This is a genomic window from Microbacterium sp. YJN-G, from assembly GCF_015040615.1.
In the GTDB taxonomy this organism is placed as follows: Bacteria; Actinomycetota; Actinomycetes; order Actinomycetales; family Microbacteriaceae; genus Microbacterium.
Genome location: NZ_CP060402.1, coordinates 1,909,804 through 1,936,695 on the forward strand (window position 1 = coordinate 1,909,804; position 26,892 = coordinate 1,936,695).

The window sequence follows — 26,892 nt, forward strand, 5'->3', positions numbered from 1 at the left end:
ATCCGGGATGAACGCTCCCGCCCGCCGGGTTGTTCCGCCCGGTCGGTTAGGCTGGCGGCAAGCGACCGGCGGGACGACCCGGCGGAGAGACCACACGCGGGGACGGCCCTGCAGAATCGGCATCCGTCCGTGCGTCGCTCCACCCCCCGCCTTCCTGCCCTCGTCTCCTCCGGCCTGATTCGTTCCGTGCTCACCCCGGTGGCGATCGTCCGCCTGCTGCTCGGCTGGGGAGCGTTCCTGCTGCTCCAGGCACTCGGCCCTGTCCTCGCGACTCCCCTGCCGACGTGGCTGCTCTGGGCGCTGCTCGGCGGAATCGTCGTCGTGATCACCGCCTGCGCCTTCGGCGTGGTGACCGAGGCCGAGCATCTCGCCCGCCGGCTCGGCGACCCGTACGGCACGCTGGTGCTCACCCTGTCGATCGCCGGCATCGAGGTCATCCTCATCGCCGCGGTGATGCTCGGCCCGGGTGAGCACGCCACCATCGCACGCGATTCGGTGATGGCCGTGTCGATGATCATCCTCAATCTCGTCATCGGGGCGGCCCTCGTGGCGGGAGGGCTGCGGCACCGGCGGCTGCGCGCGAACCGCACCGGCGTCTCGCTGTACCTCGGGATGCTGATCGCCCTGCTCACCGTGGCGTTCGCCCTTCCCGGGCTCATCGGCGACGCCGGCTCGTACACGCCGGGGCAGGCGGTGGTCATGATCACGCTCACGGCGGGTCTGTACGTGTTCTTCCTCGTGCGCCAGCTGGGCGCGCAGCGCGCGGACTTCCAGGAGGTGCAGGATGCCGCGCCATCGGCATCCGCTCTGTCCGAGTCCGGGCTGTCGGCATCCGCTCTGTCGGCGTCAGGTGCGGCGCACCCGTCTGTCGCAGCCGTGCTGCGACGGCACCGTGCGGAGCTCGTCGCCCGCGTGATCCTGCTGCTCGCCCTCGTGCTGCCGATCGTGCTGCTCTCGCAGCACATGGCGGCCATGCTCGATGCCGGACTCGGCGCGATCGGTGCACCGGTGGCGCTGTCGGGCATCCTCATCGCGATGATCGTCTTCCTGCCCGAGACGATCACCACGATCCGTGCGGCGCTTGCCGGTGAGATGCAGCGGGTCAGCAACCTCTGCCACGGCGCCCTGGTCTCCACCGCCGGGATCACCATCCCCGCCGTCCTGACGATCGGGCTGCTGACCGGGCAGCCGGTGCTGCTCGCCGAGACGCCGGTGAACCTGCTGCTGCTCGCCATCACCCTGCTGCTCACGCTCACCACGTTCACGAGCCGGCGCCTGACCGCCCTGCACGGCGCCGCGCACCTGTTCCTGTTCGTGATCTACGGGCTGAGCGTGTTCTCCTGATCCCGACGGGCCGGCAAGCTCGTCAGGGACGCGCGCGCAGCACGCCGTCGTGCAGGTCGAGCACGCGATCGGCGCGCGCGATCATGGCCGGGTCGTGCGTCGCGACGACCGCTGCCGTGCCGCGGTGATGCACCAGCCGTGCGACCAGGTCCATGATCTGCGCGCCCGTCTCGCTGTCGAGCTGCGCGGTCGGCTCGTCCGCGAGCAGGATGCCCGGGTCCATCACGAGCGCCCGGGCGATGCCCACCCGCTGCTGCTGTCCGCCCGACAACTCGCCCGGCCGCTGCCGGGCGTGCGCCTCCAGGCCCACGTCGCGCAGCGCCGTGGCGACCCGCTGATCGCGCTCGCGTGGATCGACACGGCGGATGCGCAGCGGCACCTCGACGTTCTCGGCCGCGGAGAGCACGGGCAGCAGCCCCGCGGTCTGGAAGATCGACGCGATGCGGGTGCCCCGCAGCCCCGCCACGTCCGTGGCGGGATCGGCGAGATCGGCGTCGTCGACGAGCACGCGCCCCGAGGTGGGGCGATCGAGCCCGCCGAGCATCGTCAGCAGCGTGGTCTTGCCCGCCCCCGACCGGCCGGCGACCACGACCAGCTCACCGGCGTGGACGGTCAGCCCGGCATCCCGCACGGCGACGACGTCACCGCCGGGACTCGGGAAGACCCTCGTGAGGGATTCGGCCCGCAGCACCGCGCTCATGATCCGTCCCCTGCCTGCTCACCGGACTCGTCGTCGGCATCCGCCGGTCTGTAGTGTCCGGGGGCGACGCGCACGTGGTCGGGCTCCAGGCTCAGCCGCACGCGTTCGCGCAGCTCGAGGGCTGCGACGAAGTCGGCGGGCAGCTGCATGCGGCCGGCCTTGTCGAGTACGGCGTACTCACGGGCCGTGCGCACCGCCCGCCCCTCGTCGTCGGTGCCGGTACGGCGCAGCGTCTCGGTCGCGGTGCGTCCGTCGCGGATGCGGACGGTGCGCTCGACGTGCTCGGTGACACCGGCGTCATGGGTGACGATCAGGGTCGTCACCCCGCGCTCGCGGTTGGCCGCCTCCATGGCGGCGAGCACCTCGGCGCTGGTGTGCTCGTCGAGTTCGCCGGTCGGCTCGTCGGCCAGCAGCACCCGCGGGCGGTTCGCGAGCGCCACGGCGAGCGCGACACGCTGCCGCTGACCGCCGGACATCTCGCCGGGCCGCTTGCCGGCGACCTCCGCCGCACCCAGCTGCTCGAGCAGCTCGTCGGCCGTGGCGGTGCGCTCGGAGCGTGGCACGACCCCGGCGACCTCATGCACCATCGCGATGTTCTCGCGCGCCGACAGGTAGGGCAGCAGGTTCCGCGCCGACTGCTGCCACACGAATCCCACGCTGCGACGGCGGAACTCCCGGCGCTCCGCGCCCTTCATGGTGATCAGGTCGTGCCCGGCGACGCGCGCCGAACCGGCGGTGGGCCGGTCGAGTCCGGCGAGGATCCCCAGCAGCGTGCTCTTGCCCGACCCGGATGCACCGACCACGGCGACCATCTCGCCCGTGCCCACCCGCAGCTCCAGCCCCTGCAGTGCCTGCACCTCGACGCCCTGTGCGGTGAAGATCCGCACGAGCCCCTCGCAGACGATCGCCCCGTCAGCCATGTCTCCCATCCTCTCCCGTTCCCCCGTCACGGCGTGTGCTCGTCATCCGTGCGCACGGCGACCGACGCATCCAGCCGAGATGCGATCGTCGAGGCCACCACGACCGCCACCGCGGCGGCGACCGCGAAGCCTGCGATCGCCACGAGCAGCGGCAGCGCCTCCAGCACCACGGGCGGCTGCACCTGGGCACCCACGAATCCGCGCAGATCCAGCTGATACCGCGGTCGCGTAGGTGCGAGCGGATCGCGCGAGACGAGTGCGCCTTGTCACCGCGAACGGAGACGGGTGTCGGGCGCGAGGTCGACAGACAGGACGGGTCACACGGAACTGATCCAGCGGGGCAGCAGTATCGGCGAGTCACCGGCCTGACCGGGCGTGATCACCGTGTCAAGCGGCAGCCCGTTCCCGTCGACGAGCTGTTGGACCTTCGTCGACAGGCCGCCTCGTGAGCGACCGGTTCGCGGCGTAGTAAGTGGTGGGGACCCAGCGACCGACTGAAACCGGTCGAGGCCGGTACTGCTAGGCGCGGATCTGGGCGATGACTTCGCCGTATTCCGTCTCGCCGATCGGTTCGAAACCAACGCGGCGGAAGAATGCTTCGGGGCCGCTCTCGCCGGGTTCGTAGATGACGTTGACGTGGTCGAAACCGCGGCGGCGTGCTTCTTCCCGTAGATGCTCTACTGCGAAACGTCCGATTCCGCGGTCTTGGTCGATCCCTTCCACATTGATGCGCCAGAGGACGGAGCGGAACTCTTCTCGCGGCGCTTCGGGGTCGAAGTTCGCGCTGATGAACGCGACGACTCTGTCATCGTCACGCACGACGCGCTGCCACGAGGTCTTCGGGTCCACCACTGCGGTGGCCAGACCGTAGCTCACCGGAGCAAGGAACTCTTCTTGCCCGGGCTTCAAGGACATCGTGTTGACCTCGACGATCGTCGAGGCGGAAAGCTCTTCCAATTTGAGCACGAGCTTATCTCCTCTCTCGTTGTGCCCGTAGGAGGGTGTTCTCGTCCTGTAGCGAGATCACCATGGCGATGCCGGCGAGGTTGAGCCCGGCATCGAGCAGGTCGCCGATGCGGCGCAGCCGATCCAGGTCGTCTTCGCTGTACCGACGGGTGCCGCCCTCGGTCCGTTCAGGTTCCAACAGGCCGCGCGCTTCGTACGCGCGCAGGTTCTGCACCCCGGTACCGACCAGTTCCGCGGCCACCGAGATGCCGTACACCGCCCGCGCTCGGTCCGGCCTCCCACCCGTCACTCCATCCACACCCTTCCTCAGACAACTTCCAGACGATTCCCTCTTGCACTAGCTTCACACGTGTGCTACAAAAAATCTATAGCGCAAGCCATAGATCCAAAGTAAATCCGTGGCTCAGACACCGGAGCATCCGAGAGAACAGGAGTGATGGAGGTGGAGACGATGCTGATGCGCACCGACCCGTTCCGTGAATTGGACCGGCTCACCCAACAGATGCTGGGTACCAGCGGCACCTTGGCCCGCCCCTCGGCCATGCCGATGGACGCCTGGCGTGACGGGGATACCTTCCGTGTCGAGTTCGACCTTCCGGGGATCGACCCGGACTCGATCGATCTGGACGTCGAACGCAATGTGGTCACCGTCAAGGCGGAGCGCCCGCCGCGGGCAGAGGACACCGAGATGCTCGCTGCCGAACGACCCCGCGGGGTCTTCAGCAGGCAACTGGTCCTGGGCGACAACCTAGACACCGAGAAGATCAGCGCCAGTTACGAGGCGGGTGTGCTGACGCTGCTGATCCCCGTCGCCGAGCAGGCCAAGCCCCGCAAGATCGCCATCGCCAGCAAGGGCGAGGACCGGCAGGCTATCAACGCCTGACCGCGACGTGAGGCAAGCGATCATGTCCACGACACCGCTGAGCGACGGCACCACGGCGTCGACACTCGACGAGCAGTTCCTCGACCTCGTCTACAGCGACCCGCAACTGCTGGCCGCCGAATTCGAGGAAATCATCGCCGCCGAATGGAGCCAGCCGCCAGCTGATCGGCCTGGGCTTCCTAGTTTCCTTGTGCCGTCGCCAGGTCGCGCCGCCGGGCGCACACCCGTGCGGTCTCGCGTCCCGACCGATCCCCGGCCAGGGTGCCTAGGGGCGTGTGGATGGTCGCGGCAGCGCTCACCCCCGCAGGCCCCGATGCCCTCATCCAGGTGATGACCCGTTCCCGAGATGACTGCTCACCCCGCCCGCAACATTTTCCTTCTCAGGCGTCCGCCGCAGAACGCGAGACGCCACCGCCCGAACGGCGCTCAAGATCCGGCGGGCCGGGCGGCAGCCGTTCTCCTGCCGTGGCCCCGGCTGCCGGGGCCACGGCGAACCCACCACATCCAAGCCGTTCCCACCATGACTATTCAGCAGCCCGACTTCTACACCATCTTGAAAGTGCCATCGACAGCGACGCACACAGAGATCAGCCGCGCGTACCGGGCACTGCTGCGCCGCCACCACCCGGACACTCGCAACGACCCCCAGTCGCCGCCCGATCGATCCGACCCGGTGCTGCAGCACCTGTTCACCGCCTACGCAGTCCTCGGTGACCCGGTGCGCCGAGCCGACTACGACCAGCGGAGAACCCCACCCGCGGCCGGTCCCGCACGTCCAGCACCACAGCCATCACCGGCCACCTCGTCCTCCTGCAGGAAGAGTCCCATCATCGCGGGGCCCGTTCGCTGGCGCCCGAGCCCGGACAGGACCGGATCAGGGCAACGAACAGCGGCCGGATAGCGCCTTGACCGAACTCAGCATAAATCAGCTACTGGCTTCAAGCTGCTGCACGCGCACTGCCCCGGACGTCAGCCGATCACGCCATCGGTAGAGAAGTCCGCGACGCTTCACCTCCGGCCGAATATCGCGCGGTGCCCGGAGCGCCTGAAGAGCCTGAGCACCGGCCTTCTCGTGAATCGCGGCGACTGCGGCCTGGTGATCAGCTTGGGACTGAAGCTCCGCCTCGGTCCAGTCGCCTTCGGGATCGAGACCGAGGTGCTCGGCCCAGGCTCGACGCGCTCGCCGCTCCTCTAGCGCTGCCTGAAGATCCGTCCCGGTTCGCACCATCCCGGGATCTAGACCGATTGCTTCCGCGAATGCCATAACCTGCCGCCGCTCCTCCTCTGCTTCAGCTTCCCTAGCCCACACGTCAAAGTTGGCCTGTTCCTTCGCCTTCCTTGCGGCCTTCTGCTCAGCGGTAAGCGTCATGGCGTCGATCTGTTGTTGGCGACGCCACGCTCGCGCCTGGTCTTGGGCACCTGGCTGTACTCGTTCCTCAAGTGCTTCCGATTTCATCGCCCGCGCCAGGCGTAGGTCACCGCCGCATCGCTCCCGTTGTTCTGCCGCCGGTAGTGCCCACCACTCGGTCCACGCGAGCCCGCCGAGTGCGGCCTTCGCCTTCGCAGGCCACGCATCGATCAGCGCAACCTCGTCAAGTGCTCGCTGGGCAGAAGTGTCGGGCACGCGGCGCGCCACCTGAATTCGGTTGAGATTCGTCGACGATGTTGTTTCGTGCACTTGCGCGATCATGCGATTACGTCCTTTCGTTGTTGCGCGCTACGCAGCGCCTCCAGCAGCATGCCTTCTGGCACGAGCCGGATCTGTCGACGGCTGAGGTTGATACCGGCCTCTGCGAGCGCCGCCTTGACCCGACGAGACCCGGATTGTCCGGCGCGAATGTCGGAGGTTGCGAGGCGCAGCAATGCGTTCACGCGGCCACCTCCGTACGCTCATCCAGCCACGCGAGCAGGTCGCGTTCGCGGATGCGGATCGCGCTACCAATTCGGACGACAGGGAGGCCGGCGTTGTAGATCGCGCGATAGGTGGACTGCACCGACATTCCGAGTTGGGCAGCGGCATCTTTGACGGTGAAGGTTCGAAGATCGGGCGAAGAGTCAGACATGGAGTCCTCCAGACATGGTCGTACTTGTCTGCGGCTCCAGGGCGTTGAACGGTCCGGCCCCAGTCGTTCCCTGTGATGCTTCACTGCTTTACCCGAGTAGTGCCCCTTAAGGTGGTGTAGCCCGCGGTGGCCGGCTCGTCGCTCGCGACGTAAGCGCGGTCACCGTGTGATCCTTCGAGAAGTCTCTTACCTCCACTCGAAAGGCATCATCACGATGACCGCACTTCATATTGTCGACCCTGCGAGCGTGCTCGCTGAAGCCCTGACCGACGCGTCGCCGGATCTGATGCGCAGCCTGCTGCAAACTACGATCAATGCGCTGCTGTCCGCTGACGCGGACGCCGTCGTCGGCGCGGAGTGGGGTAAGCCCTCCCCGGACCGCGTCGCGCAGCGCAACGGCTACCGGCACCGCGACCTGGACACCCGCGTCGGCACCATCGACGTCGCGATCCCGAAGCTGCGGGCGGGCACCTACTTCCCGGAATGGCTTCTCGAGCGCCGCAAACGAGCAGAGACAGCACTGATCACCGTGATCGCGGACTGCTACCTCGCCGGCGTCTCCACGAGGCGGATGGACAAGCTGGTGAAGACCCTCGGGATCCACTCGTTGTCGAAGCCGCAGGTCTCGCGGATGGCGGCCGAGCTCGACGAGCACGTCGACCAGTTCCGCCACCGGCCGCTCGGCGATGCGGGTCCGTTCACGTTCGTCGCGGCCGACGCTCTGACGATGAAGGTCCGCGAAGGAGGGCGCGTGATCAACGCGGTGGTGCTGGTCGCGACCGGCGTCAACGCCGACGGACGCCGCGAAGTCCTCGGGCTTCGGGTCGCGACCTCAGAGACCACAGCGGCTTGGAACTCGTTCTTCGCCGACCTCGTCGCCCGCGGTCTGAGCGGCGTGCGGCTGGTCACCAGCGACGCCCACGCCGGGCTGGTGGAAGCCATCGCCGCGAACCTGCCGGGCGCGGTCTGGCAGAGATGTCGTACCCATTACGCGGCGAATCTGATGTCCGTGACGCCGAAGGCCATGTGGCCGGCTGTGAAAGCGATGCTGCACTCCGTCTACGACCAACCCGACGCCGACAGCGTTCACGCACAGTTCGACCGGCTCCTAGACTACGTCGACGACAAGCTCCCCGACGCGCACGAGCACCTCGATGCTGCCCGGGCGGACATCCTCGCCTTCACCGGGTTCCCCGAAGGGCTCTGGCAGCAGATCTGGTCCAACAACCCCAACGAGAGACTCAACCGCGAGATCCGCCGCCGCACCGACAGCGTCGGCATCTTCCCCAACCGCGACGCGATTATCCGCCTCGTCGGCGCCGTCCTCGCCGAGCAGACAGACGAATGGGCCGAAGGGCGCCGCTACCTCGGCCTCGACATCCTCGCCAAGTCCCGCCTCACCCTCGTCACCGACACCGGACCCGAGGAGGTGAGCGACAACATCCTCGAACTCAGCGCCTGACCCAGCATCGAAGGATCACGAAACGGCTACACCACTACCGGGGACTTGACCTTTACCCGGCGGGCAAAGCGCCTACACGTCGTGGTGGTTCGCTACTTCTTCCCCATCAACGACGTCCGGCAGGCCTCAGGGGTGCATTACTACGCTAGGTGTGATTACGCAGCTTGTCACTGAGCCTCGGCATCCACTCCGAACGCCACGCTCAGGCGGTCAGCGATCTTCCTGTCAGTCTCATCGTAGGAATGCGCGTAGATCGCCGCAGCGCGCATCGTCGTGTGGCCGAGTCGCTTCTGCACGTCAGGCACCGATGCACCGACCGAGTAAGCCAGCGACGCGCCTGTATGCCGCAGATCGTGCCAACGCAGCGCAGGAAGCCCTACCTGCTCGCGCGCTCGCCGGAACATGTCGCCGAGCCAATGCCGCGTCAGGATCGCGCCTGAAGCCGTACCGAACATGAGTTCTTCAGCACCCTGATCGACGTACTGATCGAGGTGCTTCTTCAGCACGTCGATGACGAACCCCGGCAGCGCCACTGTCCTACGGGAGCCCGCCGTCTTGGTTGGGCCGAACACGGGAGTCTTGCCATCGACTTCGACGACAGCCCGCTCCACTCGCACAGTGCCGTTCTCGAGATCGATGTGCCGACGTGCCAGCGCTCGCAGCTCGCCTGACCGCAGACCTGACCATGCAGCCAGCGTCACGGCAGCCGCATAACGGTCAGGCATGGCCTCCGCGAGTGCCCGCACTTGTTCGGCTGTCGCGGGCTTCCGGTCTATCACCGGCGAAGCGCTCGCGTTGCGCAATCGGCAGGGATTCTTGGCGATGATGTCATCGCGTTCAGCCGTCGCCAGGATCGTCTTCAGCGCCCGATATGAGGCCGCTACGGCTGCTGAGCCGTCGCCGCGATCTGAGCGCGCCTGAGAGCCTGGGAGCGGCGATCCTGCCGCCTCCCATGCGTCACGCACCGACCGAGGAATACGCCCAGTGACGGCAACCTGGATGCCGTTGGCGAGTGCCCATCCTCGAACAGGGTTCTCCTTCGGCGGCTCCGGCTCTGCGTGCCGCTCAGCCGCCTCTCTGAGGCATTCTGCGCGCCAGGCATTTACCTTCACCGGGGTGAGCGCCGAAAGTGCGAGCGCACCGAGCTTGGGGATGATGTACCGATCGAGCGCACCACGGTAGAACTCGACGGTTCTCGGCGCCAGGTCGGTCCTGGACCTGAGCCAGTCTTCGGCGTATCCGCCGACTGTCTCCGCGCCGAGACGAGGGTCGATCCAGACCCCGCCGCGTAGTGAGTTCTCTTGGTCTGCGAGCCATGCCCGTGCCGCCGGTCTGGAGTCGAACGTCTGCGGCGCCCGGAAGGTCTTCCCCTTGAGGCGATAGAAAGCTCTGAAGCGCTCGCCGCGTACCTCGACCGTGCCGAACTCGGCGGGATTCCGCCGAGTAAGCCCGGTCTTCCGCCTGGTCACGCCGAGACCCCGAGGCCAGCGCGAGCGGCTGCGCGCAGGAAGTCGTCGGCGTCGACAGTGAACCAGGTGCTCGACATGACGACGCTGAGCTGCTCGCCATGCCTGTCGATGTGCATGACGCGCCCGCCATCGAACTCCGGAACGCGAACCACTTCCTCGCCAGCCGCGATCTGCCGGAGCGCTGCGAGGAAGTCGCCTACCTCGAACGCGTAGCAGGTGCCCTGCTTGCCGCTGTCGACGCAGACAAGGCCCGGCACCACCTGAATCTCGACGCGACGAACAGTGCCGCTCACGGTCACCCGCGCGGCTGACATCCGCTCCGGGCGGATCGACTCGACCTCGAGCATCGTTGACAGATCGGCCAGCAGGGCGTCGACCGCTTCAGGGGTGATGTCATCGTTGAACATGAGAAAGACCTCCGCGAATCCGCGAGTCCCAAGGGTGGGACTCGGTATGGTTCCGCTGGAGGTCTCAACTCATCCAGTCGTGCGAGAAATCAGCCCTCAACAGGTGATTACTCAGTGGACCTGAGGGGACTCGAACCCCTGACCCCCTGCATGCCATGCAGGTGCGCTACCAGCTGCGCCACAGGCCCATCTGCTCCAGGGCTTGCCCCGGCAACCTGTTCAGCATACTACGGAGATCGAACCGATCGCCAATCGCGCCGCCGGGCCGGGTGTGTCGCGGCTGCGCACAGCATCCGGCCCCTCCGCTAGCGACGTTCGGCACGCCCGTCAACCCGCTCCGCACCACCCCTCGCACGGGATAGCGTCAGCGGCAATCCGATCCGAGAGGAGCTGGCCATGAGCAATCCGACCCCCAACTACATCCCCGAAGACCCGGATGCGACCGACGAGGAGGCGCTCGTCACCCGCGAGGTCGACGGCGAGACCGTGCTCGACCCTGACGCCGACCCGGCGCTGGTCAACAGCGCGGAGGCCGACCGGCTGGCAGCCGGCGTCGATGACGACGTCGACGTCGAGAACGTGCCCGCCGGTGGCGTGGGCGCCGACAGCGGAGCGGCAGACACCGTGCAGGTGGATCCGGACAGCGAGGCGGAGGTGCCAGGCGTTTCGGACGACAACGACATCCCGGGCGTCGGAACGCGACGTCCGGACTGAGGGACTACTCCCCCGCAGCTGCCTCGGTGAGCTCGATCGGGATCACCGGGCAGTCCTTCCAGAGGCGCTCGAGCCCGTAGTAGACGCGCTCTTCGGTGTGGAAGACGTGCACGATGAGGTCGCCGAAGTCCAGCAGCACCCAGCGGGCCTCGGCGCGGCCCTCACGGCGCACGCGCTTGTGTCCGGCTTCGTAGAGCTTGTCCTCGATCTCGTCGGCGATCGCGGCGACGTTGCGCTCGCTGTTACCGGTGACGAGCAGGAAGATGTCGACCAGCGGCAACGGCTCGGAGACGTTGAGCGCGACGAGGTCCTCGCCGCCCTTCGACGATGCCGCGTCGGCGGCGACCTGAAGCATCTGGACAGCGTTCTCAGGGGACTGCATCAACCAAGGACTCCTGTGGTGAAGGCGATGATCAGGGCGGCTGCCAGCGCGAGCGCGAGACCGCCGGCGACGATCGCCAGAGTGAGCATGAGCTTGTTGCCGGTGTCGGGTGCGGGAGGACGGATGACCTCACCTGCCGGCTTGGACGTGCTGACCGCGGAACTCGCCGCGATCGGGGTCGGCGACGAGGCGGGCGCGAGCTCGCCGTCCAGCAGCACGGCGTCGACATCCTTGCCGTCTGCGGCACCGCGCGCGTGCCCCTGCGAGCCGAGGCCCGCGGGCAGCGTGTAAGTACCCGTGATGAGCAGCTCGCCGGTGGAGGCGATCGGCCCCGACAGCGACGCCGCTCCGACGGGAGGGGTGAAGATCAGTGCGGTGGATGCTCCGTGCTGCGAGCCCGAGGTGCCCTCGAGCAGGTCGTCGAAGAGTCCTCCGGCTGCCGCCTTCTCATCGGACTTGACGCCGATGCCGAACGCCGCGCCGACCATCGGCCGCTCCTGGGGCGCCGGCTTCTCGGGCGAATGCGGGACCGGCTTCTCGGAGGTATTCTCGGGCGCCTTCTCAACCGGAGCGCCGGGACGGCGCTCTTCGGCTCCCGGCGCCGCGAAGCGCGGCACATCGGCGGATGTCTGCTTCGAGGAGAACGAGGGCAGGCCCGATACCAGACCACCTGCGGCGGGCGCCGGTGCGGGTGCTGTTTCCGGCTTCGACTCGGCCGGCGGCTTGGATTCAGCAACCGGCTTCGACTCAGCAACCGGCTTGGATTCAGCAACCGGCTTCGGCTCTTCCGCCTTCGGCTCATCCTCGTCGGCGTGGCCATCCTGCTCGGCGCGGAGGTGCTCGAGGGCACGCATCTGCCGGCGCGTGAGCGGAGCATCCGACTCACTGACCTCGATGCTCGGCGCGGGCGCCACCTCTACGGGCTCCGCCGCGCGCGGCAGCACCGGCGCGGGCTGGGCGGCAGCGGCCGCCTGCTCGTCGGTGATGACGGGCGTCGAACCGGTCAGGCGGATCTCACGCAGCTGCTTGCGTGTGAGCTTCGCCTCCCCGTCGTGCTCCGGTGTGCTCATGCGTTGCTCCGATACAGATGATGCTTTGCGATGTACTGGACCACTCCATCCGGTACCAGATACCAGACGGGCTGCCCGTCCTCGACGCGTTCCCGGCACGCCGTCGACGAGATCGACAGCGCCGGCACCTCCAGCTGGCTCACCTTCTCAGTAGGCAGTCCGTCCGTGCTCAGCACATGGCCGGGGCGGGAGACGGCGACGAAATGGGCGAGATCCCACAGTTCATCATGGTCCCTCCAACTGAGAATCTGCGCTACGGCATCCGCTCCGGTGATGAAGAACAGCTCGGCATCAGGGCGCTGCGTCTTGAGATCGCGCAGCGTGTCGATCGTGTAGGTCGGCCCCGCCCGGTCGACGTCCACCCGGCTCACGGTGAAGCGGGGGTTGGATGCCGTGGCGATGACCGTCATCAGGTACCGGTGCTCGCTGAGCGAGACGTTCTGCTTCTGCCAGGGCTGACCGGTGGGCACGAAGACGACCTCATCGAGGTCGAAGGAGTGTGCGACCTCGCTCGCCGCGACCAGGTGGCCGTGGTGGATGGGATCGAAGGTGCCACCCATCACCCCGATGCGAGGTGCCCGTGATTGCTGCATGCGCGCCTAGTGGCCGTGGCCACCCGTGCCGTGCTTCTCGGCGTACGCCTCGGCCTTCGCGGAGTGACGGTTGGCCACGTTGCGGTACGAGAGGGTGACCAGACCCAGCGCAGCGAAGACGACGGCCGCGATGATGCCGTAGATCAGCGTCTCGGCGGCCACGTTCCCGTGGCCCTCCGTCTCCGCTGCGGCCATCGCGATCTGAGCGACGAGGTTCATTCTGGCTCCGTTTCTGGGCGGTCGGGCAAGCGCCTGACCAGTCTAGTCCTCAACCCCGGGTCTGACCCGAACCGCGCGCCAGCCATTTCGTGCTGGTCAGCTCGGATACTCCCATCGGGCCACGGGTGTGCAGCTTCTGCGTCGAGATGCCGACCTCGGCGCCGAAGCCGAACTCCGCGCCGTCGGTGAAACGGGTCGAGGCGTTGGCCATCACGACCGCGGAGTCGACCTCGGCGAGGAAGCGCTCGGCGTTGCGCGAGTCGGTCGTGATGATCGACTCGGTGTGGCCGGTGCTGTACCGGCGGATGTGGGCGAGCGCGTCGTCGAGCGTGTCGACGACCTTGATGGCGATGTCGAGGCTGAGGTACTCGGTCGACCAGTCCTCCTCGGTGGCGGGGATGACGTTCGAGACGAGCCCGGCGACCATGTCGTCGCCGTGGATGGCGACGCCCTCGCTCTGCAGCGCACTGGCCACAACCGGCACCAGCAGCGGCGCCGCCTGGCGCAGCACCAGCACCGTCTCCACCGCGTTGCACACGCTCGGCCGCTGCACCTTGGCGTTGACGACGATGTCGCGGGCCCAGTCCACCGGCGCCGACTCGTCGAGCACGATGTGCACGACCCCGGCCCCGGTCTCGATGACGGGCACGGTCGATTCGGTCACGACGGTCTCGATGAGCGAGGCGCTGCCCCGGGGCACGAGCACGTCGATGAATCCGCGGCCGTGCATGAGCGCCTTGGCGCCCTCGCGCCCGAAGTCGTCGACGGTCTGGATCGCCTCGGGGTCGATGCCGACGGACCTCAGCGCGTCGCGCATGACCTCCACGAGCACCGTGTTCGATTCGCGGGCGGCGCTGCCGCCGCGCAGCACCACCGCGTTGCCCGCGCGCAGCGCGAGAGCGGCGATGTCGACGGTGACGTTCGGGCGCGCCTCGTAGATGGCGCCCACGACCCCGAACGGCACCCGCACCTGCTCGAGCGCGACGCCGTTCGGCATCCGATGCCCGCCGATGACCTGACCGATCGGGTCGGGCAGCGAGGCGACGTCGCGCACGGCGGATGCCAGTGCGGCGACCCGCAGCTCGTCCAGTCGCAGGCGGTCGATCAGCGCGTCGCCGATCCCCTCCTCGCGGCCGCGGGTGATGTCCAGGCCGTTGGCCGTGACGATCCGGTCGACGTTCGCCTCGATCGCCTGGGCGATGGCCTCCAGCGCGGCTTCCTTCTCGCTGCTGGTGAGGCGCGCGACCGACCGCGATGCGTCCTTGGCACGCGCGAGGCGGTCCTGTGCGGTCTCGGCGGAGGCGTCCGCGACGGTGGGAGTGCTCATCCGGTCAGTGTATCGGCGCGGCCACCGGCCGAAGGCCGTGTGACCGGCTCAGCCTGCTACGGCCGGCTCGAACCACGTGCCGATCGCAGCGCCCTCGAGCGCCTTGCCGACGAGGTCGGCGCTGGTGACGAGCACGCCGATACCGGATGCCGCCGCCATCCGCGCCGCGGATGCCTTCGTCGCCGCTCCCCCGGTGCCCACGCTGTTGACCACCGAGGCGCCGAACTCGACGCCGGCGAGCTCAGCATCCGCCGCGACCACGTCGATCGGCTCGGCCGCGGGATCGCTCGGCGGCTTGGTGTAGAGCGCGTCGACGTCGCTGAGTAGCACGAGCGCGTCGGCGCCCAGCAGCTGCGCCACGAGGGCTGCGAGCCGGTCGTTGTCGCCGAAGCGGATCTCCTGCGTGGCGACAGTGTCGTTCTCGTTGACGATCGGCAGCACGCCCAGCGCCAGCATCCGATCCATCGCCCGGCGCGCGTTGCTGCGCGAGGTGGGGTTCTCGAGGTCGCCGGTGGTGAGCAGCACCTGACCGGCGACGATGCGGAAGGGGCGCAGCGCCTCCTGGTACCGGAACACGAGCAGGTTCTGGCCGACCGCGGCGGCGGCCTGCTGGGTCGCCAGGTCGGTCGGGCGCGAATCCAGCGCGAGCACCGGGATGCCGGTGGCGATCGCCCCCGACGAGACGAGGATGATCTCCGCACCGCGACGGTGCGCGGACGAGAGCGCCTGCACGATCATCGGGATGCGCCAGGAGGCCTCACCGCTGATCGAGGACGAGCCGACCTTCACGACGATGCGCGACGCGGACGCGAGTTCCGCGCGGGAGCGCGCCGTCATTCCTCGTCCTCGCGGGATGCGCGGCGCTGCTCCTCGAGTTCGGCGCGGGCGGCGGCCTTCGCATCCATCCGCTCGTGGTAGTGTTCACGGCGCTCGGACGTGGTGCGGCGGCTGCTGCCGCCGATGCGGACGTCGGTGCCGCGGGGCGAGGTCATCAGCTCAGCAGTCGAGGCGATCGAGGGCTCCCAGTCGAACACGACGCTGTTGTCGCCGGTGCCGATCATCACGGTCGCCCCGGGGACGGCCCCGGCCTTCAGCAGCGCATCCTCGACGCCGAGCCGCTCGAGGCGGTCGCCGAGGTAGCCCACGGCCTCTTCGTTCTGGAAGTCGGTCTGCTGCACCCAGCGCACCGGCTTCTCGCCGAGCACGCGGTACACGTTGCCGTAGGTGCCGCCCTCGACGCGGATGGTGAACTGCGCCTCCGCGCCCTTGGGCCGGATGACCACTCGTTCGCGCGGCATCTCGACGGCCGAGGCGGCACGGTGCTCGTCGACCAGCTCGGCCAGCGCGAAGCTCAGCGCGCGCAGACCCTCACGGGACACCGTGGAGATCTCGAACACGCGGAAGCCGCGGGCCTCGATGTCGGGGCGCACCAGCTCGGCAAGATCACGCGCCTCGGGCACGTCGACCTTGTTCAGGGCGACGAGCTGCGGGCGCTCGAGCAGCGGCGGCTGCCCCTCGGGCACCTCGTACGCGGCCAGCTCGGCGAGGATGACGTCGAGGTCGGACAGCGGGTCGCGGCCGGGCTCGAGCGTGGCGCAGTCGAGCACGTGCAGCAGGGCGCTGCAGCGTTCGACGTGACGCAGGAACTCCAGGCCCAGCCCCTTGCCCTCGCTGGCGCCCTCGATGAGGCCGGGCACGTCGGCGACGGTGTAGCGGCTGTCACCGGCCTGCACGACGCCGAGGTTGGGGTGCAGCGTCGTGAACGGGTAGTCGGCGATCTTCGGCCGTGCGGCCGACATCGCCGCGATCAGGCTCGACTTGCCGGCGGACGGGTATCCGACCAGGGCGACATCGGCGACGGTCTTCAGCTCGAGCTGCACCGCGCCTTCGTATCCGGGTGTGCCGAGCAGCGCGAATCCGGGCGCCTTGCGCTTGGGCGAGGCGAGGGCCGCGTTGCCGAGGCCTCCGCGGCCGCCCTCGGCGACGACGTAGCGCTCCCCCGGCGTGAGCATGTCATGCAGCACCTCGCCGTCGGCGGACTTGACCACGGTGCCCAGCGGAACAGGCAGTTCGAGGGTCTCGCCGTCGGCACCGGAGCGGTGGTCGCCCATGCCGAACCCGCCGTTGCCGCTGCTGCGGTGCGGCGAGTGGTGGTACGACAGCAGCGTCGTGACCTGCGGATCGGCGACGAGCACGATGTCGCCGCCGTCGCCGCCCTTGCCGCCGTCCGGGCCGCCGAGCGGCTTGAACTTCTCACGGCGGACCGAGACGCAGCCGTTGCCGCCCTTGCCGGCACGCAGGTGCAGCGTGACGTTGTCGACGAACGTGACCATTGCCTGCTCCTCTGTGGAATACGCAGACGGGGCGAGCCGAAGCCCGCCCCGTCCGTGTGGTGCTGCTGCGCTTACTGCGCGGCAGCGACGATGTTGACGACCTTGCGGCCGCCCTTCTTGCCGAACTCGACAGCGCCCGCCTCGAGGGCGAACAGCGTGTCGTCGCCGCCACGGCCGACGCCTGCGCCGGGGTGGAAGTGCGTGCCGCGCTGACGGACGAGGATCTCGCCGGCGTTGACGGTCTGACCGCCGAAGCGCTTCACGCCGAGTCGCTGTGCGTTGGAGTCACGACCGTTGCGGGTCGAGCTCGCGCCCTTCTTGTGTGCCATGTCCTGAGCCTCTTCCGTGCTTACTTGATGCCGGTGATCTTGACGCGCGTGAGCTCCTGGCGGTGGCCCTGGCGCTTCTTGTAGCCGGTCTTGTTCTTGTACTTCTGGATGATGATCTTCGGGCCGCGCAGGTCGCCGAGGACCTCAGCGGTGACCTTGACCTTCGCCAGCTTGTCGGCGTCGGTGGTCACCGTGGCACCGTCGACGAGAAGCACGGCGGGAAGCTCGATCTTCTCGCCCTGGGCAGCCTGAACACGGTCGAGCTGAACGATCGTGCCGACCTCGACCTTCTCCTGCCGACCACCGGCGCGCACTACTGCGTAAACCACTTCATACCTGTTTCGTTGGGGAGCGGATCGCTCCGGGAATCTCACGGGAAGACTGTTGCTTGCGTACGCCGCCCGAGCGACGGGTGCGGACGCAAGACTTCTCCTGCGACCGGGGCAGCCGGCAGGGGTCTCGCACCAAAGGACAACTTTACCGGATGCGGGGCGATGCCGCAAAGCGAGCCGGGGAGCGTGTCATCGTCCTAGGATCACGGCATGACCGTTCTCGTCGACGACCCCATCTGGCCGGCGCACGGACGGCTGTGGGCGCATATGGTCAGCGACGAGAGCCTCGCCGAGCTGCATGCCTTCGCCGCAGCCCAGAATCTGCCGCCGCGAGCGTTCGACCGCGACCACTACGACGTCCCGGAGGACGCCCTGCCGCGGCTCCTCGCCGCCGGCGCGCAGCGCGTGGGCGGCAAGGAGCTCACGAGACGGCTGATCGCCTCAGGACTGCGCGTCCCCGCCCGTGATCGGCGTTGAGGTCGTTCCGGCGGATCCGGCGGTCAGCATCGCGGTGGTCACCCTGCGCCGGTTGCGTCCCTGACCCGGGGCCTTCGGCTCGGGCAGCGCATCGAGCACCGAGTCGAGCAGCTGCTCGGCCTCGGTCTTCGGACCGCGCCTGTCGCCACCGCGCTTCTTGCGGCTCTTCTTCGGGCGGTCCGAGGCCGGCGCCTCCGCCGGCTCGGCGTCGGCGACGGCGACCGGCGTCTCACCGGTCACCGGGGCGATGGTGGATGCCGCGATCGCGGCCAGCGCCGACTTGGCGCCCTCCGTGATGCTGTGCGTGCCGTTGGACGGTGCAGGGGCCTGCTGCGAAGGTGCGGGGGCCTGCTGGGAGGACGACGAGGACGAGGAAGACCCGCGCGAGCGACGCCCCCCCTGGTTCGAGCTCGGACCGCCGCGGTGCTTCACGACCGGGTCGTGGTGCACGATGATGCCGCGACCGGCGCACACCTCGCAGGGCTCGCTGAAGGTCTCGAGCAGGCCGAGTCCCAGCTTCTTGCGCGTCATCTGCACGAGTCCGAGCGAGGTCACCTCGGCGACCTGGTGCTTCGTGCGGTCACGACTCAGGCACTCGACGAGGCGGCGCAGCACGAGGTCGCGGTTGGACTCGAGCACCATGTCGATGAAGTCGACGACGATGATGCCGCCGATGTCGCGCAGGCGCAGCTGCCGGACGATCTCCTCGGCCGCCTCGAGGTTGTTCTTGGTGACCGTCTCTTCGAGGTTGCCGCCCGAGCCGACGAACTTGCCGGTGTTGACGTCGACGACGGTCATCGCCTCGGTGCGGTCGATGACCAGCGAGCCACCCGAGGGCAGCCAGACCTTGCGGTCGAGCGCCTTCTCGATCTGCTCGGTGATCCGGTACGCGTCGAACGGGTCGGTCTCGTCGGTGTACGTCTCGACGCGCTCGAGCAGGTCGGGGGCGACGCTCTCGAGGTAGCCGCTGATGGTGCGGTGCGCGTCCTCACCCTGGATCAGCATCCGGGTGAAGTCCTCGTTGAAGACGTCGCGGACGATCTTGACGAGCAGGTCGGGCTCGGCGTGCAGCAGAGCCGGGGCCTGCTGGGTCTGCACGAGCTTCTGAATGTGCTCCCACTGCGAGGTCAGGCGCTGCACGTCACGGGTGAGCTGCTCCTCAGTGGCCCCCTCGGCCGCGGTGCGGACGATGACACCGGATGACTCGGGCAGCACCTCCTTGAGGATGCGCTTGAGCCGCGCGCGCTCGTTGTCGGGCAGCTTGCGCGAGATGCCGTTCATCGAGCCGCCTGGCACGTACACGAGGTAGCGGCCGGGCAGCGAGATCTGGCTGGTGAGGCGGGCGCCCTTGTGCCCGACCGGGTCCTTGGTGACCTGCACGAGCACGCGGTCGCCGGGCTTGAGGGCCAGCTCGATGCGGCGGGGCTGGTTGCCGGTCTCGACGCCGTCCCAGTCGACCTCGCCCGAGTACAGCACGGCGTTGCGGCCGCGGCCGATGTCGACGAAGGCTGCTTCCATGCTCGGCAGCACGTTCTGCACGCGGCCGAGGTACACGTTGCCGATCAGCGATGCGTCCTGGTTGCGGGCGACGTAGTGCTCGACGAGCACGTTGTCCTCGAGCACGCCGATCTGGGTGCGGCCGTTCTTGGCGCGCACGACCATCATGCGGTCGACGGCCTCACGGCGGGCGAGGAACTCGGCCTCGGTGACCACGGGGCGGCGGCGGCCGGCATCGCGGCCGTCGCGGCGGCGCTGCTTCTTCGCCTCCAGTCGGGTGGAGCCCTTGATCGCCTTCGGCTCGGTGATGTACTCGACGGTGCGCTGACGCTGACGCGGCTCTTCGCGATCGTCGCTCTCGGAACCGCGGCGACGGCGGCCGCGGCGGGCCGAGGACGACCCGCGGTCGTCCTCATCGTCGTCGTCATGGGATGCCGCGGGCAGCGGCACGACCTCGGGCGCATAGAAGTGCAGCTGGGTCGACACCCGCGAGACGAACACCTCGGGCAGCAGACCGAGGCTGACCGCGGTCAGCGCCTGCGGCTCCTCCGGCTCGGATGCTGCCGGCTCGGGGGCCGGCTCGGACGCGGGCTCTGGGCCCGAGTCCTCGGCATCCGTGGCCGCGACCTGGGTCCCTGAGCCTGTCGAAGGGCCCTCCGCCGGAGTCTCGGCATCCGTCGTCACCGGCTCGGCCGGGGCCTGCTCCGGCGCGGTCTCGGCCGGCGCGGTCTCAGCCGGCGCGGCGTCCGTCTCCTCGGTCGCAGGAGCCTCGGCTACCGGCTGCGCCGGGGTCGCGTCGAGGGTAGGGGTCGTGTTGTCATCGTTCTCATCGGCCATCTCTGGCTTACTCCCTGCGCGGGCACTGGGTGCGCCGCGGAAACTCGTGCGGCGAAACAGCAGCCGCGAACTCATTCGGCATGCGATCCGCTCGAAGGCTGAACCGCGTGGGGCGTACGGCCCCGAAGTCTTGACGATGCGATCGCGAAGGCTCGCGATGACATCTCCTGCCATTATCGCACCTCACCGGCCCCGCCGCGGCATCCGCTCATCCGGCGCGCCAGTCGCTCATACCGCGCCCATAGCCGGCGCTGGGATAATCACGCCATGACCGCGCAGCGCACTCGTCACATCGGATACGGGATCTGGCTCATCGTCGCGAGCCTGGTGGGCTGGTGGGCCGCCTTCCAGCTGACGGTCGAGAAGTTCTTCCTGCTCGAGAACCCCGACGGGCAGAGCAGCTGCTACGTCAGCGTGATGCTGCAGTGCGACAAGAATCTCGGCTCGTGGCAGGGCGAGGCGTTCGGCTTCCCGAACCCGCTCATCGGCCTGACCGGCTGGATGGCCGTGCTCGTGATGGGTGTCGCGGTGCTGGCCGGGGTGCGCTTCGCGCGCTGGTTCTGGGCGCTGTTCGGCCTCGGGATCCTCGGCGCGTTCGCCTTCATCTGCTGGCTGATCGGCCAGAGCATCTTCGTGCTGTTCGTGCTGTGCCCGTGGTGCATGGTGACCTGGGCCGTGACCATCCCGACCTTCATCGCCACTGCCGTGCACCTGGTGCGCAACGGCACGCTCACGAAGTCGCCGAAGGCCCGTCAGCGGGCGGACCGGCTGATGGCCTGGGTGCCGCTCATGTCGATCCTCGCCTACGCGATCGTGATCGCGATGGCACAGCTGGCCGGGCTCGACTTCCTCGGCGAGATGGCCGGGCTGCTGTTTTGAGAATCACCCCGCGTGAATGACAGAGGGGACGTCCCGCAGGACGTCCCCTCACTCATGTGCTGAGGCTGATCAGCCGAACCAGATGCCGAGCTCGCGCGCGGCCGACTCGGGGCTGTCCGAGCCATGCACGAGGTTCTGCTGCACGGCCAGGCCCCAGTCGCGGCCGAAGTCGCCGCGGATGGTGCCGGGGGCGGCCGTGGTCGGGTCGGTGGTGCCGGCCAGCGAGCGGAAGCCCTCGATGACGCGGTTGCCTGCGAGGCGGATCGCCACCGACGGGCCCGACATCATGAACTCGAGCAGCGGCTCGTAGAACGGCTTGCCCTCGTGCTCGGCGTAGTGGGCGGCGAGCACCTCGCGGTCGGGCTCGACCAGCCGGATGTCGACGAGCGCGTAGCCCTTCGCTTCGATGCGGGCGAGGATCGTGCCGGTCAGACCCCGGGCGACGCCGTCGGGCTTGACCAGGACGAGGGTCTCTTCAGTGGCCATGTCATTCGCTCTCTGTGTGAGTGTCAGCGGAAGTGTGGCGGTCGTGGGAGGCCGTGTTGCGGCCCCCGCGGTCGACGCGGGCCCCCACGATCGTCGCATACGCCCACATGCCGCCGAAAATCAGCGCGACGAACGCGATGGCGGGAACGAGCACGGCGGCGGCGAGCACGAGCACCTGCAGCACCCAGCCGGCGGCGATGGCGCCCGGCCGGGCGATCGCCCCGGCGAGGACGATCATGGCGACGGCGAGCACGGCACCGCCCACCACGCCCCACCACGGCGGGATGCCGGCCGGCAGCGCCTTGAGCCCGTAGACGGTGAGCCCGGCGAGGAACACGATGATCGACTCGAAGCCCAGCACGATGGCGCCGAGCTTCTGGGTCAGCGTGCGCGGGGCACTCATGCCCGCCACCCGCTCTTCCAGTCCTCGTCCTCGGAGAGCAGGATGGCCTCCCCCGCGAGCACGATCGATCCGGCGATCACCACGGCCCGGCGCTCGGACGACGCGGCCCACTCGCGGGCGGCGTCCGCCGCCTCGGCAAGGGTGGGATGCACGCTCGCACGACGACCCCTGGCCTCGACGAGGTCGGCGATCTGATCGGCATCCGCGGCCCTGTCGGAATCCGGCGAGGTCGCGAACACCTCGGTCACCGCGGGCAGCAGGCGATCCACGATGCCGGCGGTGTCCTTGTCGGCGAACGCGCCGAGCACGAGACCCCACTCGTCGAAGTCGAAGCTGTCGCCGAGCGCCTGCGCCAGCGCCTGCGCGCCGTGCGGGTTGTGCGCGGCGTCGACAACCACGGTCGGCGCGATGCCGACCAGCTGCAACCGGCCGGGCGAGGTCGCGTTCTGCAGGCCGTCGGCGATGATGTCGCCGGCGATCGCCTGCGTGGCCCCGCCGATGAGCGACTCGACCGCGGCCACGGCCAGGGCGGCGTTGTGGCCCTGGTGCGCGCCGTACAGCGGCAGGTACTCGTCGGAGTACTCGGCGGCGAGGCCGCGCACGGTGATCAGCTGGCCGCCGACCGCGAGGGTCTGCGCGCTCAGCCCGAACTGGTCGCCCTCGAAGGCGATCGTCGCGCCCTTCTCGGCGGCGACACGGCGCAGCACGGACTCGGCCGCGGGGGCCTGCTGGGCCGAGACGACGGCGGCACCGTCCTTGATGATGCCGGCCTTGACCTCGGAGATCTCCTCGATCGTCGATCCCAGCCGGTCGGCATGGTCGAGGTCGATCGGGGCGAACACCGCCACGTCGCCGTCAGCGGTGTTGGTCGAGTCCCACGATCCGCCCATGCCGACCTCGAGCACGAGCACGTCGACCGGTGCATCGGCCGCCGCGACGAAGCCGAGTACGGTGAGCAGCTCGAAGAAGGTCAGCGGGGCGTCGCCCTCGGCCTCGAGCTCGGCGTCGACGATGTCGATGAACGGCTCGATCTCATCCCAGGCGTCAGCGACCGCGGCATCCGCGATCGGCTCGCCGTCGATCATGATCCGCTCGGTGAACCGCTTGAGGTGCGGGCTGGTGAACAGCCCGGTGCGCAACCCGTGGGCGCGCAGCAGGCTCTCGATCATCCGCGCCGTGGACGTCTTGCCGTTCGTGCCGGTGATGTGCACGACCCGGTAGGTGCGCTGCGGGTCATCGAGCAGCTCGAGGATGCGCGCGGTGCGCTCCTTGCGGGGCTGCACCCAGCGCTCCCCCGCCCGGTCGAGCAGCTTCTCGTAGACGGCGTCGGCGCGTGCGGCGTCAGACATCCGATTCCCCCTCGACGTTCGAGTCGATCGTGACGATGATCGGTGCCTTCTGCGATCCGATCGCCGTGACGCCGCTGCGGAAGACCCCGTCGCCGGGGCTGGTGACGTTCTTCACCAGCTCGTCCATCTCGTCGGTCGGCTGCACGGCGAACCCGACGGCCAGGGTCTCCCCCGCGATCAGAGCACTGTGCGCCTGCAGCGCCCCGGCGAGCTCCGGCGACACGTTGAGCGCGAGCACGATGCGGTCGCTGACATCGAGTCCCGCGTTCTTGCGGGCCTCCTGCACGACCCGGATGGCGTCGCGGGCCATGCCCTCGGCCTCGAGCTCGGGCGTGGTCTGCGTGTCCAGCAGCAGGAACCCGCCTCCCGGGACGAGGGCGAGAGCCTCCCCCTCGGGACGGCCGGTGGTCTCGAGCACCAGCTCGTACTCGCTGGGCTCGAGGACGATGCCGTCGGCGGTCACGACCCCGTCCTGCTCGGTCCAGAATCCCTCCTTGGCGGCGCGGATGACCTTCTGCACCTCCTTGCCCAGGCGCGGGCCGGCGGCGCGGGCGTTCACGCTCAGCCGGTGGCTGATGCCGTAGTCGGCGGCTGTGCTCTCGCCGAGCTGCACGAGCTCGACGGTCTTCACGTTCAGCTCCTCGCGCACGATGCCCTCGAACTGCGCCAGGTCGCCGGCGAGCGGCGAGACGACCGTGAGACGGGCCAGCGGCAGGCGCACCCGCCGCTTCTCCTTCTTGCGCAGCGCGTTGCCGACGCTGGAGAGCTCGCGCACGGCATCCATCGCGTCGCGCACGTCGTCGGCGGCGGGGAACGCCGCGGCGTCCGGCCAGTCGGTCAGGTGCACGCTGCGCCCGCCGGTCAGGCCCTGCCAGATGCGCTCGCTGATGAGCGGCACCAGCGGGGCCGCCACCCGGGTGAGGGTCTCGAGCACGGTGTAGAGCGTGTCGAACGCCTCACGGCTCTTCGGGTCGTCGGTCACGCCCGTCCAGAACCGGTCGCGCGAGCGGCGGATGTACCAGTTGGTCAGCACCTCGACGAAATCACGCAGACGAGCGGATGCCGTGGTCGAATCCAGCCCCTCCAGGTCGTCGCGCACCTCGCGGACGAGGTCGCCCAGGCGGGCCAGGATGTACCGGTCGAGCACATCGGTGGAGTCGGTGCGCCAGGTCGCCTCGTAGCCGTCGCCGGACGCATTCGCGTACGTGGCGAAGAAGTACCACGAGTTCCACAGCGGCAGCAGGAACTCGCGCACGCCGGCACGGATGCCCTCCTCGGTGACGGCGAGGTTGCCGCCGCGCAGCACCGAGCTCGACATCAGGAACCAGCGCATGGCATCCGAGCCGTCCCGGTCGAGCACCTCGCTGACGTCGGGATAGTTGCGCAGCGACTTCGACATCTTGTAGCCGTCGCTGCCGAGCACGATGCCGTGGCAGCTCACGCCGGTGAACGCCGGACGGTCGAACAGCGCGGTCGAAAGCACGTGCATGACGTAGAACCAGCCGCGCGTCTGCCCGATGTACTCGACGATGAAGTCCGCCGGCGAGTGCGAGTCGAACCACTCCTGGTTCTCGAACGGGTAGTGCACCTGCGCGTAGGGCATCGAACCCGAGTCGAACCACACGTCGAAGACGTCCTCGATGCGGCGCATCGTGGACTTGCCGGTCGGGTCGTCGGGGTTCGGACGCGTGAGGTCGTCGATGTACGGACGGTGCAGGTCGACCTCGCCCTCGGGGTTGCGCGGCAGGGTGCCGAAGTCGCGCTCGAGCTCCTCCAGCGAGCCGTACGCGTCGACGCGCGGGTACTCGGGGTCGTCGCTCTTCCAGATCGGGATCGGCGAGCCCCAGTACCGGTTGCGGCTGATCGACCAATCGCGGGCGCCTTCGAGCCACTTGCCGAACTGGCCGTGCTTGACGTTCTCCGGCACCCAGGTGATCTGCTCGTTGTTCGCGAGAAGGCGGTCCTTGATGTCGGTCACGCGGATGAACCAGCTCGACACGGCCTTGTAGATCAGGGGGTTCCGGCAGCGCCAGCAGTGCGGGTAGGAGTGCACGTAGCTCTGCTCGCGCAGCATCCGTCCCGCGGCCCGCAGCAGGCGGATCAGCGGTGTGTTGGCGTCCATCCACAGCTCGCCGGCCACGTCCGTGACGCTCGGCAGGAACCGGCCGCCGTCGTCGAGCGAGATGATCGTCGGGATGCCGGCGGCGTTGGTCACGCGCTGGTCGTCCTCGCCGTAGGCCGGCGCCTGGTGGACGATGCCGGTGCCGTCGGTGGTGGTCACGTAGTCGTCGACGAGGATGCGCCAGGCGTTCTCGGTGCCCCAGGTCTCGGCATCCGCGTAGTAGTCGAAGAGGTGGTCGTAGGCGACGTCCTCGAGCTCCTTGCCGAGGACGGACTGCTCGACCGCGGCGAGCGCCTCGTCGGCCGACTCGTAGCCGAGATCCTTGGCGTAGCCGCCGAGCAGGTCGCGGGCCAGCAGGTAGCGGTGCGCGTCGCTCTCGGCCGGGTCGTCACCGGGCACGATGTCGGCGGCGCCGTTCGGGCCGCCGGGAAGCACGACATACTCGATCTCGGGGCCGACGACGAGCGCAAGGTTGGTGGGCAGGGTCCAGGGCGTGGTCGTCCAGGCGAGGGCCCGCACGGCCGTGAGGCCGAGGGTCTCGGCCTTGACCCCGACCAGCGGGAAGGTGACGGTGACCGAGGGGTCCTGACGGTCCTTGTAGACGTCGTCGTCCATGCGCAGCTCGTGGGCGCTCAGCGGTGTCTCATCGCGCCAGCAGTACGGCAGCACGCGGTAGCCCTCGTAGGCGAGGCCCTTGTCGTAGAGCGTCTTGAACGCCCAGAGCACGCTCTCCATGTAGCCGAGGTCGAGGGTCTTGTACCCGCGCTCGAAGTCGACCCAGCGGGCCTGGCGGGTGACGTAGTCCTGCCATTCGCGGGTGTAGGTGAGCACCGAGTCGCGCGCCTTCGTGTTGAAGACGTCGATGCCCATGGCCTCGATCTCGCTCTTCTCGGTGATGCCGAGCTGCTTCATCGCCTCGAGCTCGGCGGGAAGTCCGTGGGTGTCCCAGCCGAAGACGCGGTCGACCTTCTTGCCGAGCATGGTCTGGAACCGCGGGAAGACGTCCTTGGCGTACCCGGTGAGGAGGTGCCCGTAGTGCGGCAGGCCGTTGGCGAACGGAGGGCCGTCGTAGAAGACCCACTCGTCTGCACCCTCACGCTGCGCGATCGAGGCCCGGAAGGTGTCATCCGTCTTCCAGAAGTCGAGCACCTCGGTCTCGATCTCGGGAAAGCGCGGGCTCGGGGTGACGGCGGCCGGGCCGAATGCGGACTGGGTCCCTGTTGCCTGCCCTGAGCTTGTCGAAGGGCTTGTCGAAGGGCGCGGGTAGGTCATCGTCTCTCGCAGTGTCTGTGCTGGTGGCTGGCGGATGCTGCTGCAAGGACGACCCGT

The 26,892-nt window shown here is 68.8% G+C and carries 31 protein-coding genes, 1 tRNA gene and 1 pseudogene; 7 read left to right on the forward strand and 26 right to left on the reverse strand.

Annotated elements, in window-relative coordinates; genetic code table 11:
• Positions 1–129 precede the first annotated feature (129 nt).
• Positions 130–1,344, forward strand: a complete 1,215-nt coding sequence (locus H7694_RS09165; protein WP_227468046.1) for a calcium:proton antiporter — start codon at positions 130–132, stop codon at positions 1,342–1,344.
• Between the two features lie 22 nt (positions 1,345–1,366).
• On the opposite strand, the gene H7694_RS09170 is transcribed toward H7694_RS09165, so the two are convergent.
• The 6 genes and pseudogenes from H7694_RS09170 to H7694_RS09195 form a co-directional block, all read right to left on the reverse strand.
• A complete protein-coding gene (locus tag H7694_RS09170; RefSeq protein WP_193596231.1) occupies positions 1,367–2,044 on the reverse strand; it encodes an ABC transporter ATP-binding protein in 678 nt (225 codons plus the stop codon).
• Positions 2,041–2,964, reverse strand: coding sequence for an ABC transporter ATP-binding protein (locus H7694_RS09175; RefSeq protein ID WP_227468047.1), 924 nt, complete (start codon positions 2,962–2,964; stop codon positions 2,041–2,043). Before H7694_RS09175 ends, H7694_RS09170 begins: the two co-directional genes overlap by 4 nt.
• A gap of 26 nt (positions 2,965–2,990) precedes the next feature.
• The gene (locus tag H7694_RS09180; RefSeq protein ID WP_227468048.1) at positions 2,991–3,146 is read right to left on the reverse strand and encodes a hypothetical protein; all 156 of its coding nucleotides are present in this window, start codon (positions 3,144–3,146) and stop codon (positions 2,991–2,993) included.
• A 32-nt stretch (positions 3,147–3,178) separates the two neighbouring features.
• A pseudogene (locus H7694_RS17860) lies at positions 3,179–3,419 on the reverse strand (transposase); the annotation flags it as partial.
• A gap of 64 nt (positions 3,420–3,483) precedes the next feature.
• Positions 3,484–3,879: a GNAT family N-acetyltransferase gene (locus H7694_RS09190; protein WP_193599154.1), complete on the reverse strand. Its 396-nt coding sequence runs from the start codon at positions 3,877–3,879 to the stop codon at positions 3,484–3,486.
• 55 nt (positions 3,880–3,934) lie between these two features.
• On the reverse strand, positions 3,935–4,186 hold the full coding sequence (locus H7694_RS09195) for a MerR family transcriptional regulator (RefSeq protein WP_227468049.1): 252 nt from the start codon (positions 4,184–4,186) through the stop codon (positions 3,935–3,937).
• A 195-nt stretch (positions 4,187–4,381) separates the two neighbouring features.
• Between H7694_RS09195 and H7694_RS09200 the strand changes: the two genes are divergently transcribed.
• Together H7694_RS09200 and H7694_RS17865 are read left to right on the forward strand one after the other, a co-directional pair.
• Entirely contained in the window at positions 4,382–4,813 is a 432-nt protein-coding gene (locus H7694_RS09200) for an Hsp20/alpha crystallin family protein (protein WP_193596233.1), read from the forward strand.
• A gap of 520 nt (positions 4,814–5,333) precedes the next feature.
• On the forward strand, positions 5,334–5,714 hold the full coding sequence (locus H7694_RS17865; protein WP_193596234.1) for a J domain-containing protein: 381 nt from the start codon (positions 5,334–5,336) through the stop codon (positions 5,712–5,714).
• Between the two features lie 24 nt (positions 5,715–5,738).
• Here H7694_RS17865 and H7694_RS09210 read toward each other — a convergent pair whose 3' ends face one another.
• Genes H7694_RS09210 through H7694_RS09220 form a run of 3 tightly spaced genes read right to left on the reverse strand, consistent with a single transcriptional unit; the run spans position 5,739 to position 6,876 of the window.
• Positions 5,739–6,503, reverse strand: a complete 765-nt coding sequence (locus tag H7694_RS09210; RefSeq protein ID WP_193596235.1) for a hypothetical protein — start codon at positions 6,501–6,503, stop codon at positions 5,739–5,741.
• A complete protein-coding gene (locus H7694_RS09215) occupies positions 6,500–6,685 on the reverse strand; it encodes a hypothetical protein (protein WP_193596236.1) in 186 nt (61 codons plus the stop codon). Before H7694_RS09215 ends, H7694_RS09210 begins: the two co-directional genes overlap by 4 nt.
• Positions 6,682–6,876 (reverse strand): helix-turn-helix domain-containing protein, encoded by a 195-nt coding sequence (locus tag H7694_RS09220; protein ID WP_193596237.1) that lies wholly within the window; start codon positions 6,874–6,876, stop codon positions 6,682–6,684. Before H7694_RS09220 ends, H7694_RS09215 begins: the two co-directional genes overlap by 4 nt.
• 214 nt (positions 6,877–7,090) lie before the next feature.
• Between H7694_RS09220 and H7694_RS09225 the strand changes: the two genes are divergently transcribed.
• Complete coding sequence (locus H7694_RS09225) at positions 7,091–8,338, forward strand: IS256 family transposase (RefSeq protein ID WP_193596238.1); 1,248 nt, start codon at positions 7,091–7,093, stop codon at positions 8,336–8,338.
• 167 nt (positions 8,339–8,505) lie between these two features.
• On the opposite strand, the gene H7694_RS09230 is transcribed toward H7694_RS09225, so the two are convergent.
• The 3 genes from H7694_RS09230 to H7694_RS09240 all read right to left on the reverse strand — a co-directional run bounded on the left by H7694_RS09230 (position 8,506) and on the right by H7694_RS09240 (position 10,402).
• A complete protein-coding gene (locus tag H7694_RS09230) occupies positions 8,506–9,807 on the reverse strand; it encodes a tyrosine-type recombinase/integrase (protein WP_193596239.1) in 1,302 nt (433 codons plus the stop codon).
• A complete protein-coding gene (locus tag H7694_RS09235; protein ID WP_193596240.1) occupies positions 9,804–10,214 on the reverse strand; it encodes a hypothetical protein in 411 nt (136 codons plus the stop codon). Before H7694_RS09235 ends, H7694_RS09230 begins: the two co-directional genes overlap by 4 nt.
• A 115-nt stretch (positions 10,215–10,329) precedes the next feature.
• Positions 10,330–10,402: transfer RNA gene (locus H7694_RS09240), tRNA-Ala, on the reverse strand.
• 208 nt (positions 10,403–10,610) lie between these two features.
• On the opposite strand from H7694_RS09240, the gene H7694_RS09245 reads away from it, so the two are divergent.
• Positions 10,611–10,928: a hypothetical protein gene (locus H7694_RS09245; RefSeq protein ID WP_193596241.1), complete on the forward strand. Its 318-nt coding sequence runs from the start codon at positions 10,611–10,613 to the stop codon at positions 10,926–10,928.
• Positions 10,929–10,932: 4 nt separating this feature from the next.
• Here the strand turns inward: H7694_RS09245 and rsfS are convergent, their stop codons facing one another.
• The 9 genes from rsfS to rplU all read right to left on the reverse strand — a co-directional run bounded on the left by rsfS (position 10,933) and on the right by rplU (position 17,510).
• Positions 10,933–11,310: a ribosome silencing factor gene (rsfS, locus tag H7694_RS09250; RefSeq protein WP_193599155.1), complete on the reverse strand. Its 378-nt coding sequence runs from the start codon at positions 11,308–11,310 to the stop codon at positions 10,933–10,935.
• Positions 11,310–12,380: a hypothetical protein gene (locus H7694_RS09255; RefSeq protein WP_193596242.1), complete on the reverse strand. Its 1,071-nt coding sequence runs from the start codon at positions 12,378–12,380 to the stop codon at positions 11,310–11,312. Before H7694_RS09255 ends, rsfS begins: the two co-directional genes overlap by 1 nt.
• Positions 12,377–12,973, reverse strand: coding sequence for a nicotinate-nucleotide adenylyltransferase (gene nadD, locus H7694_RS09260; RefSeq protein WP_193596243.1), 597 nt, complete (start codon positions 12,971–12,973; stop codon positions 12,377–12,379). Before nadD ends, H7694_RS09255 begins: the two co-directional genes overlap by 4 nt.
• Before the next feature lie 6 nt (positions 12,974–12,979).
• The gene (locus tag H7694_RS09265; protein ID WP_193596244.1) at positions 12,980–13,192 is read right to left on the reverse strand and encodes a hypothetical protein; all 213 of its coding nucleotides are present in this window, start codon (positions 13,190–13,192) and stop codon (positions 12,980–12,982) included.
• Between the two features lie 49 nt (positions 13,193–13,241).
• Positions 13,242–14,519, reverse strand: coding sequence for a glutamate-5-semialdehyde dehydrogenase (locus H7694_RS09270; protein WP_193596245.1), 1,278 nt, complete (start codon positions 14,517–14,519; stop codon positions 13,242–13,244).
• A gap of 48 nt (positions 14,520–14,567) precedes the next feature.
• Positions 14,568–15,356: a glutamate 5-kinase gene (gene proB, locus H7694_RS09275; RefSeq protein ID WP_193596246.1), complete on the reverse strand. Its 789-nt coding sequence runs from the start codon at positions 15,354–15,356 to the stop codon at positions 14,568–14,570.
• Positions 15,353–16,852 (reverse strand): GTPase ObgE, encoded by a 1,500-nt coding sequence (obgE, locus tag H7694_RS09280; protein WP_193596247.1) that lies wholly within the window; start codon positions 16,850–16,852, stop codon positions 15,353–15,355. Before obgE ends, proB begins: the two co-directional genes overlap by 4 nt.
• Before the next feature lie 71 nt (positions 16,853–16,923).
• Positions 16,924–17,181: a 50S ribosomal protein L27 gene (gene rpmA, locus H7694_RS09285; protein WP_193596248.1), complete on the reverse strand. Its 258-nt coding sequence runs from the start codon at positions 17,179–17,181 to the stop codon at positions 16,924–16,926.
• A 20-nt stretch (positions 17,182–17,201) separates the two neighbouring features.
• A complete protein-coding gene (rplU, locus tag H7694_RS09290) occupies positions 17,202–17,510 on the reverse strand; it encodes a 50S ribosomal protein L21 (RefSeq protein ID WP_193596249.1) in 309 nt (102 codons plus the stop codon).
• 213 nt (positions 17,511–17,723) lie between these two features.
• Here rplU and H7694_RS09295 point away from each other — a divergent pair, with 213 nt between their 5' ends.
• Positions 17,724–17,990: a DUF4031 domain-containing protein gene (locus H7694_RS09295; RefSeq protein WP_193596250.1), complete on the forward strand. Its 267-nt coding sequence runs from the start codon at positions 17,724–17,726 to the stop codon at positions 17,988–17,990.
• Here H7694_RS09295 and H7694_RS09300 read toward each other — a convergent pair.
• Positions 17,955–20,324 carry an Rne/Rng family ribonuclease gene (locus H7694_RS09300; protein ID WP_193596251.1) on the reverse strand — a complete coding sequence of 790 codons (2,370 nt, stop codon included), beginning with the start codon at positions 20,322–20,324 and terminating at the stop codon, positions 17,955–17,957. The genes H7694_RS09295 and H7694_RS09300 overlap by 36 nt on opposite strands.
• Positions 20,325–20,591: 267 nt before the next feature.
• On the opposite strand from H7694_RS09300, the gene H7694_RS09305 reads away from it, so the two are divergent.
• The gene (locus tag H7694_RS09305; protein WP_193596252.1) at positions 20,592–21,203 is read left to right on the forward strand and encodes a vitamin K epoxide reductase family protein; all 612 of its coding nucleotides are present in this window, start codon (positions 20,592–20,594) and stop codon (positions 21,201–21,203) included.
• A gap of 69 nt (positions 21,204–21,272) precedes the next feature.
• Here H7694_RS09305 and ndk read toward each other — a convergent pair whose 3' ends face one another.
• The 4 genes from ndk to ileS are packed head-to-tail and all read right to left on the reverse strand — an operon-like array spanning position 21,273 to position 26,835.
• Complete coding sequence (gene ndk / locus H7694_RS09310; protein WP_193596253.1) at positions 21,273–21,689, reverse strand: nucleoside-diphosphate kinase; 417 nt, start codon at positions 21,687–21,689, stop codon at positions 21,273–21,275.
• A gap of 1 nt (position 21,690) precedes the next feature.
• Positions 21,691–22,092 carry a DUF4233 domain-containing protein gene (locus H7694_RS09315; RefSeq protein WP_193596254.1) on the reverse strand — a complete coding sequence of 134 codons (402 nt, stop codon included), beginning with the start codon at positions 22,090–22,092 and terminating at the stop codon, positions 21,691–21,693.
• The gene (locus H7694_RS09320; protein ID WP_193596255.1) at positions 22,089–23,441 is read right to left on the reverse strand and encodes a bifunctional folylpolyglutamate synthase/dihydrofolate synthase; all 1,353 of its coding nucleotides are present in this window, start codon (positions 23,439–23,441) and stop codon (positions 22,089–22,091) included. Before H7694_RS09320 ends, H7694_RS09315 begins: the two co-directional genes overlap by 4 nt.
• Positions 23,434–26,835 (reverse strand): isoleucine--tRNA ligase, encoded by a 3,402-nt coding sequence (gene ileS, locus H7694_RS09325; RefSeq protein WP_193596256.1) that lies wholly within the window; start codon positions 26,833–26,835, stop codon positions 23,434–23,436. Before ileS ends, H7694_RS09320 begins: the two co-directional genes overlap by 8 nt.
• Between the last annotated feature and the right edge of the window lie 57 nt (positions 26,836–26,892).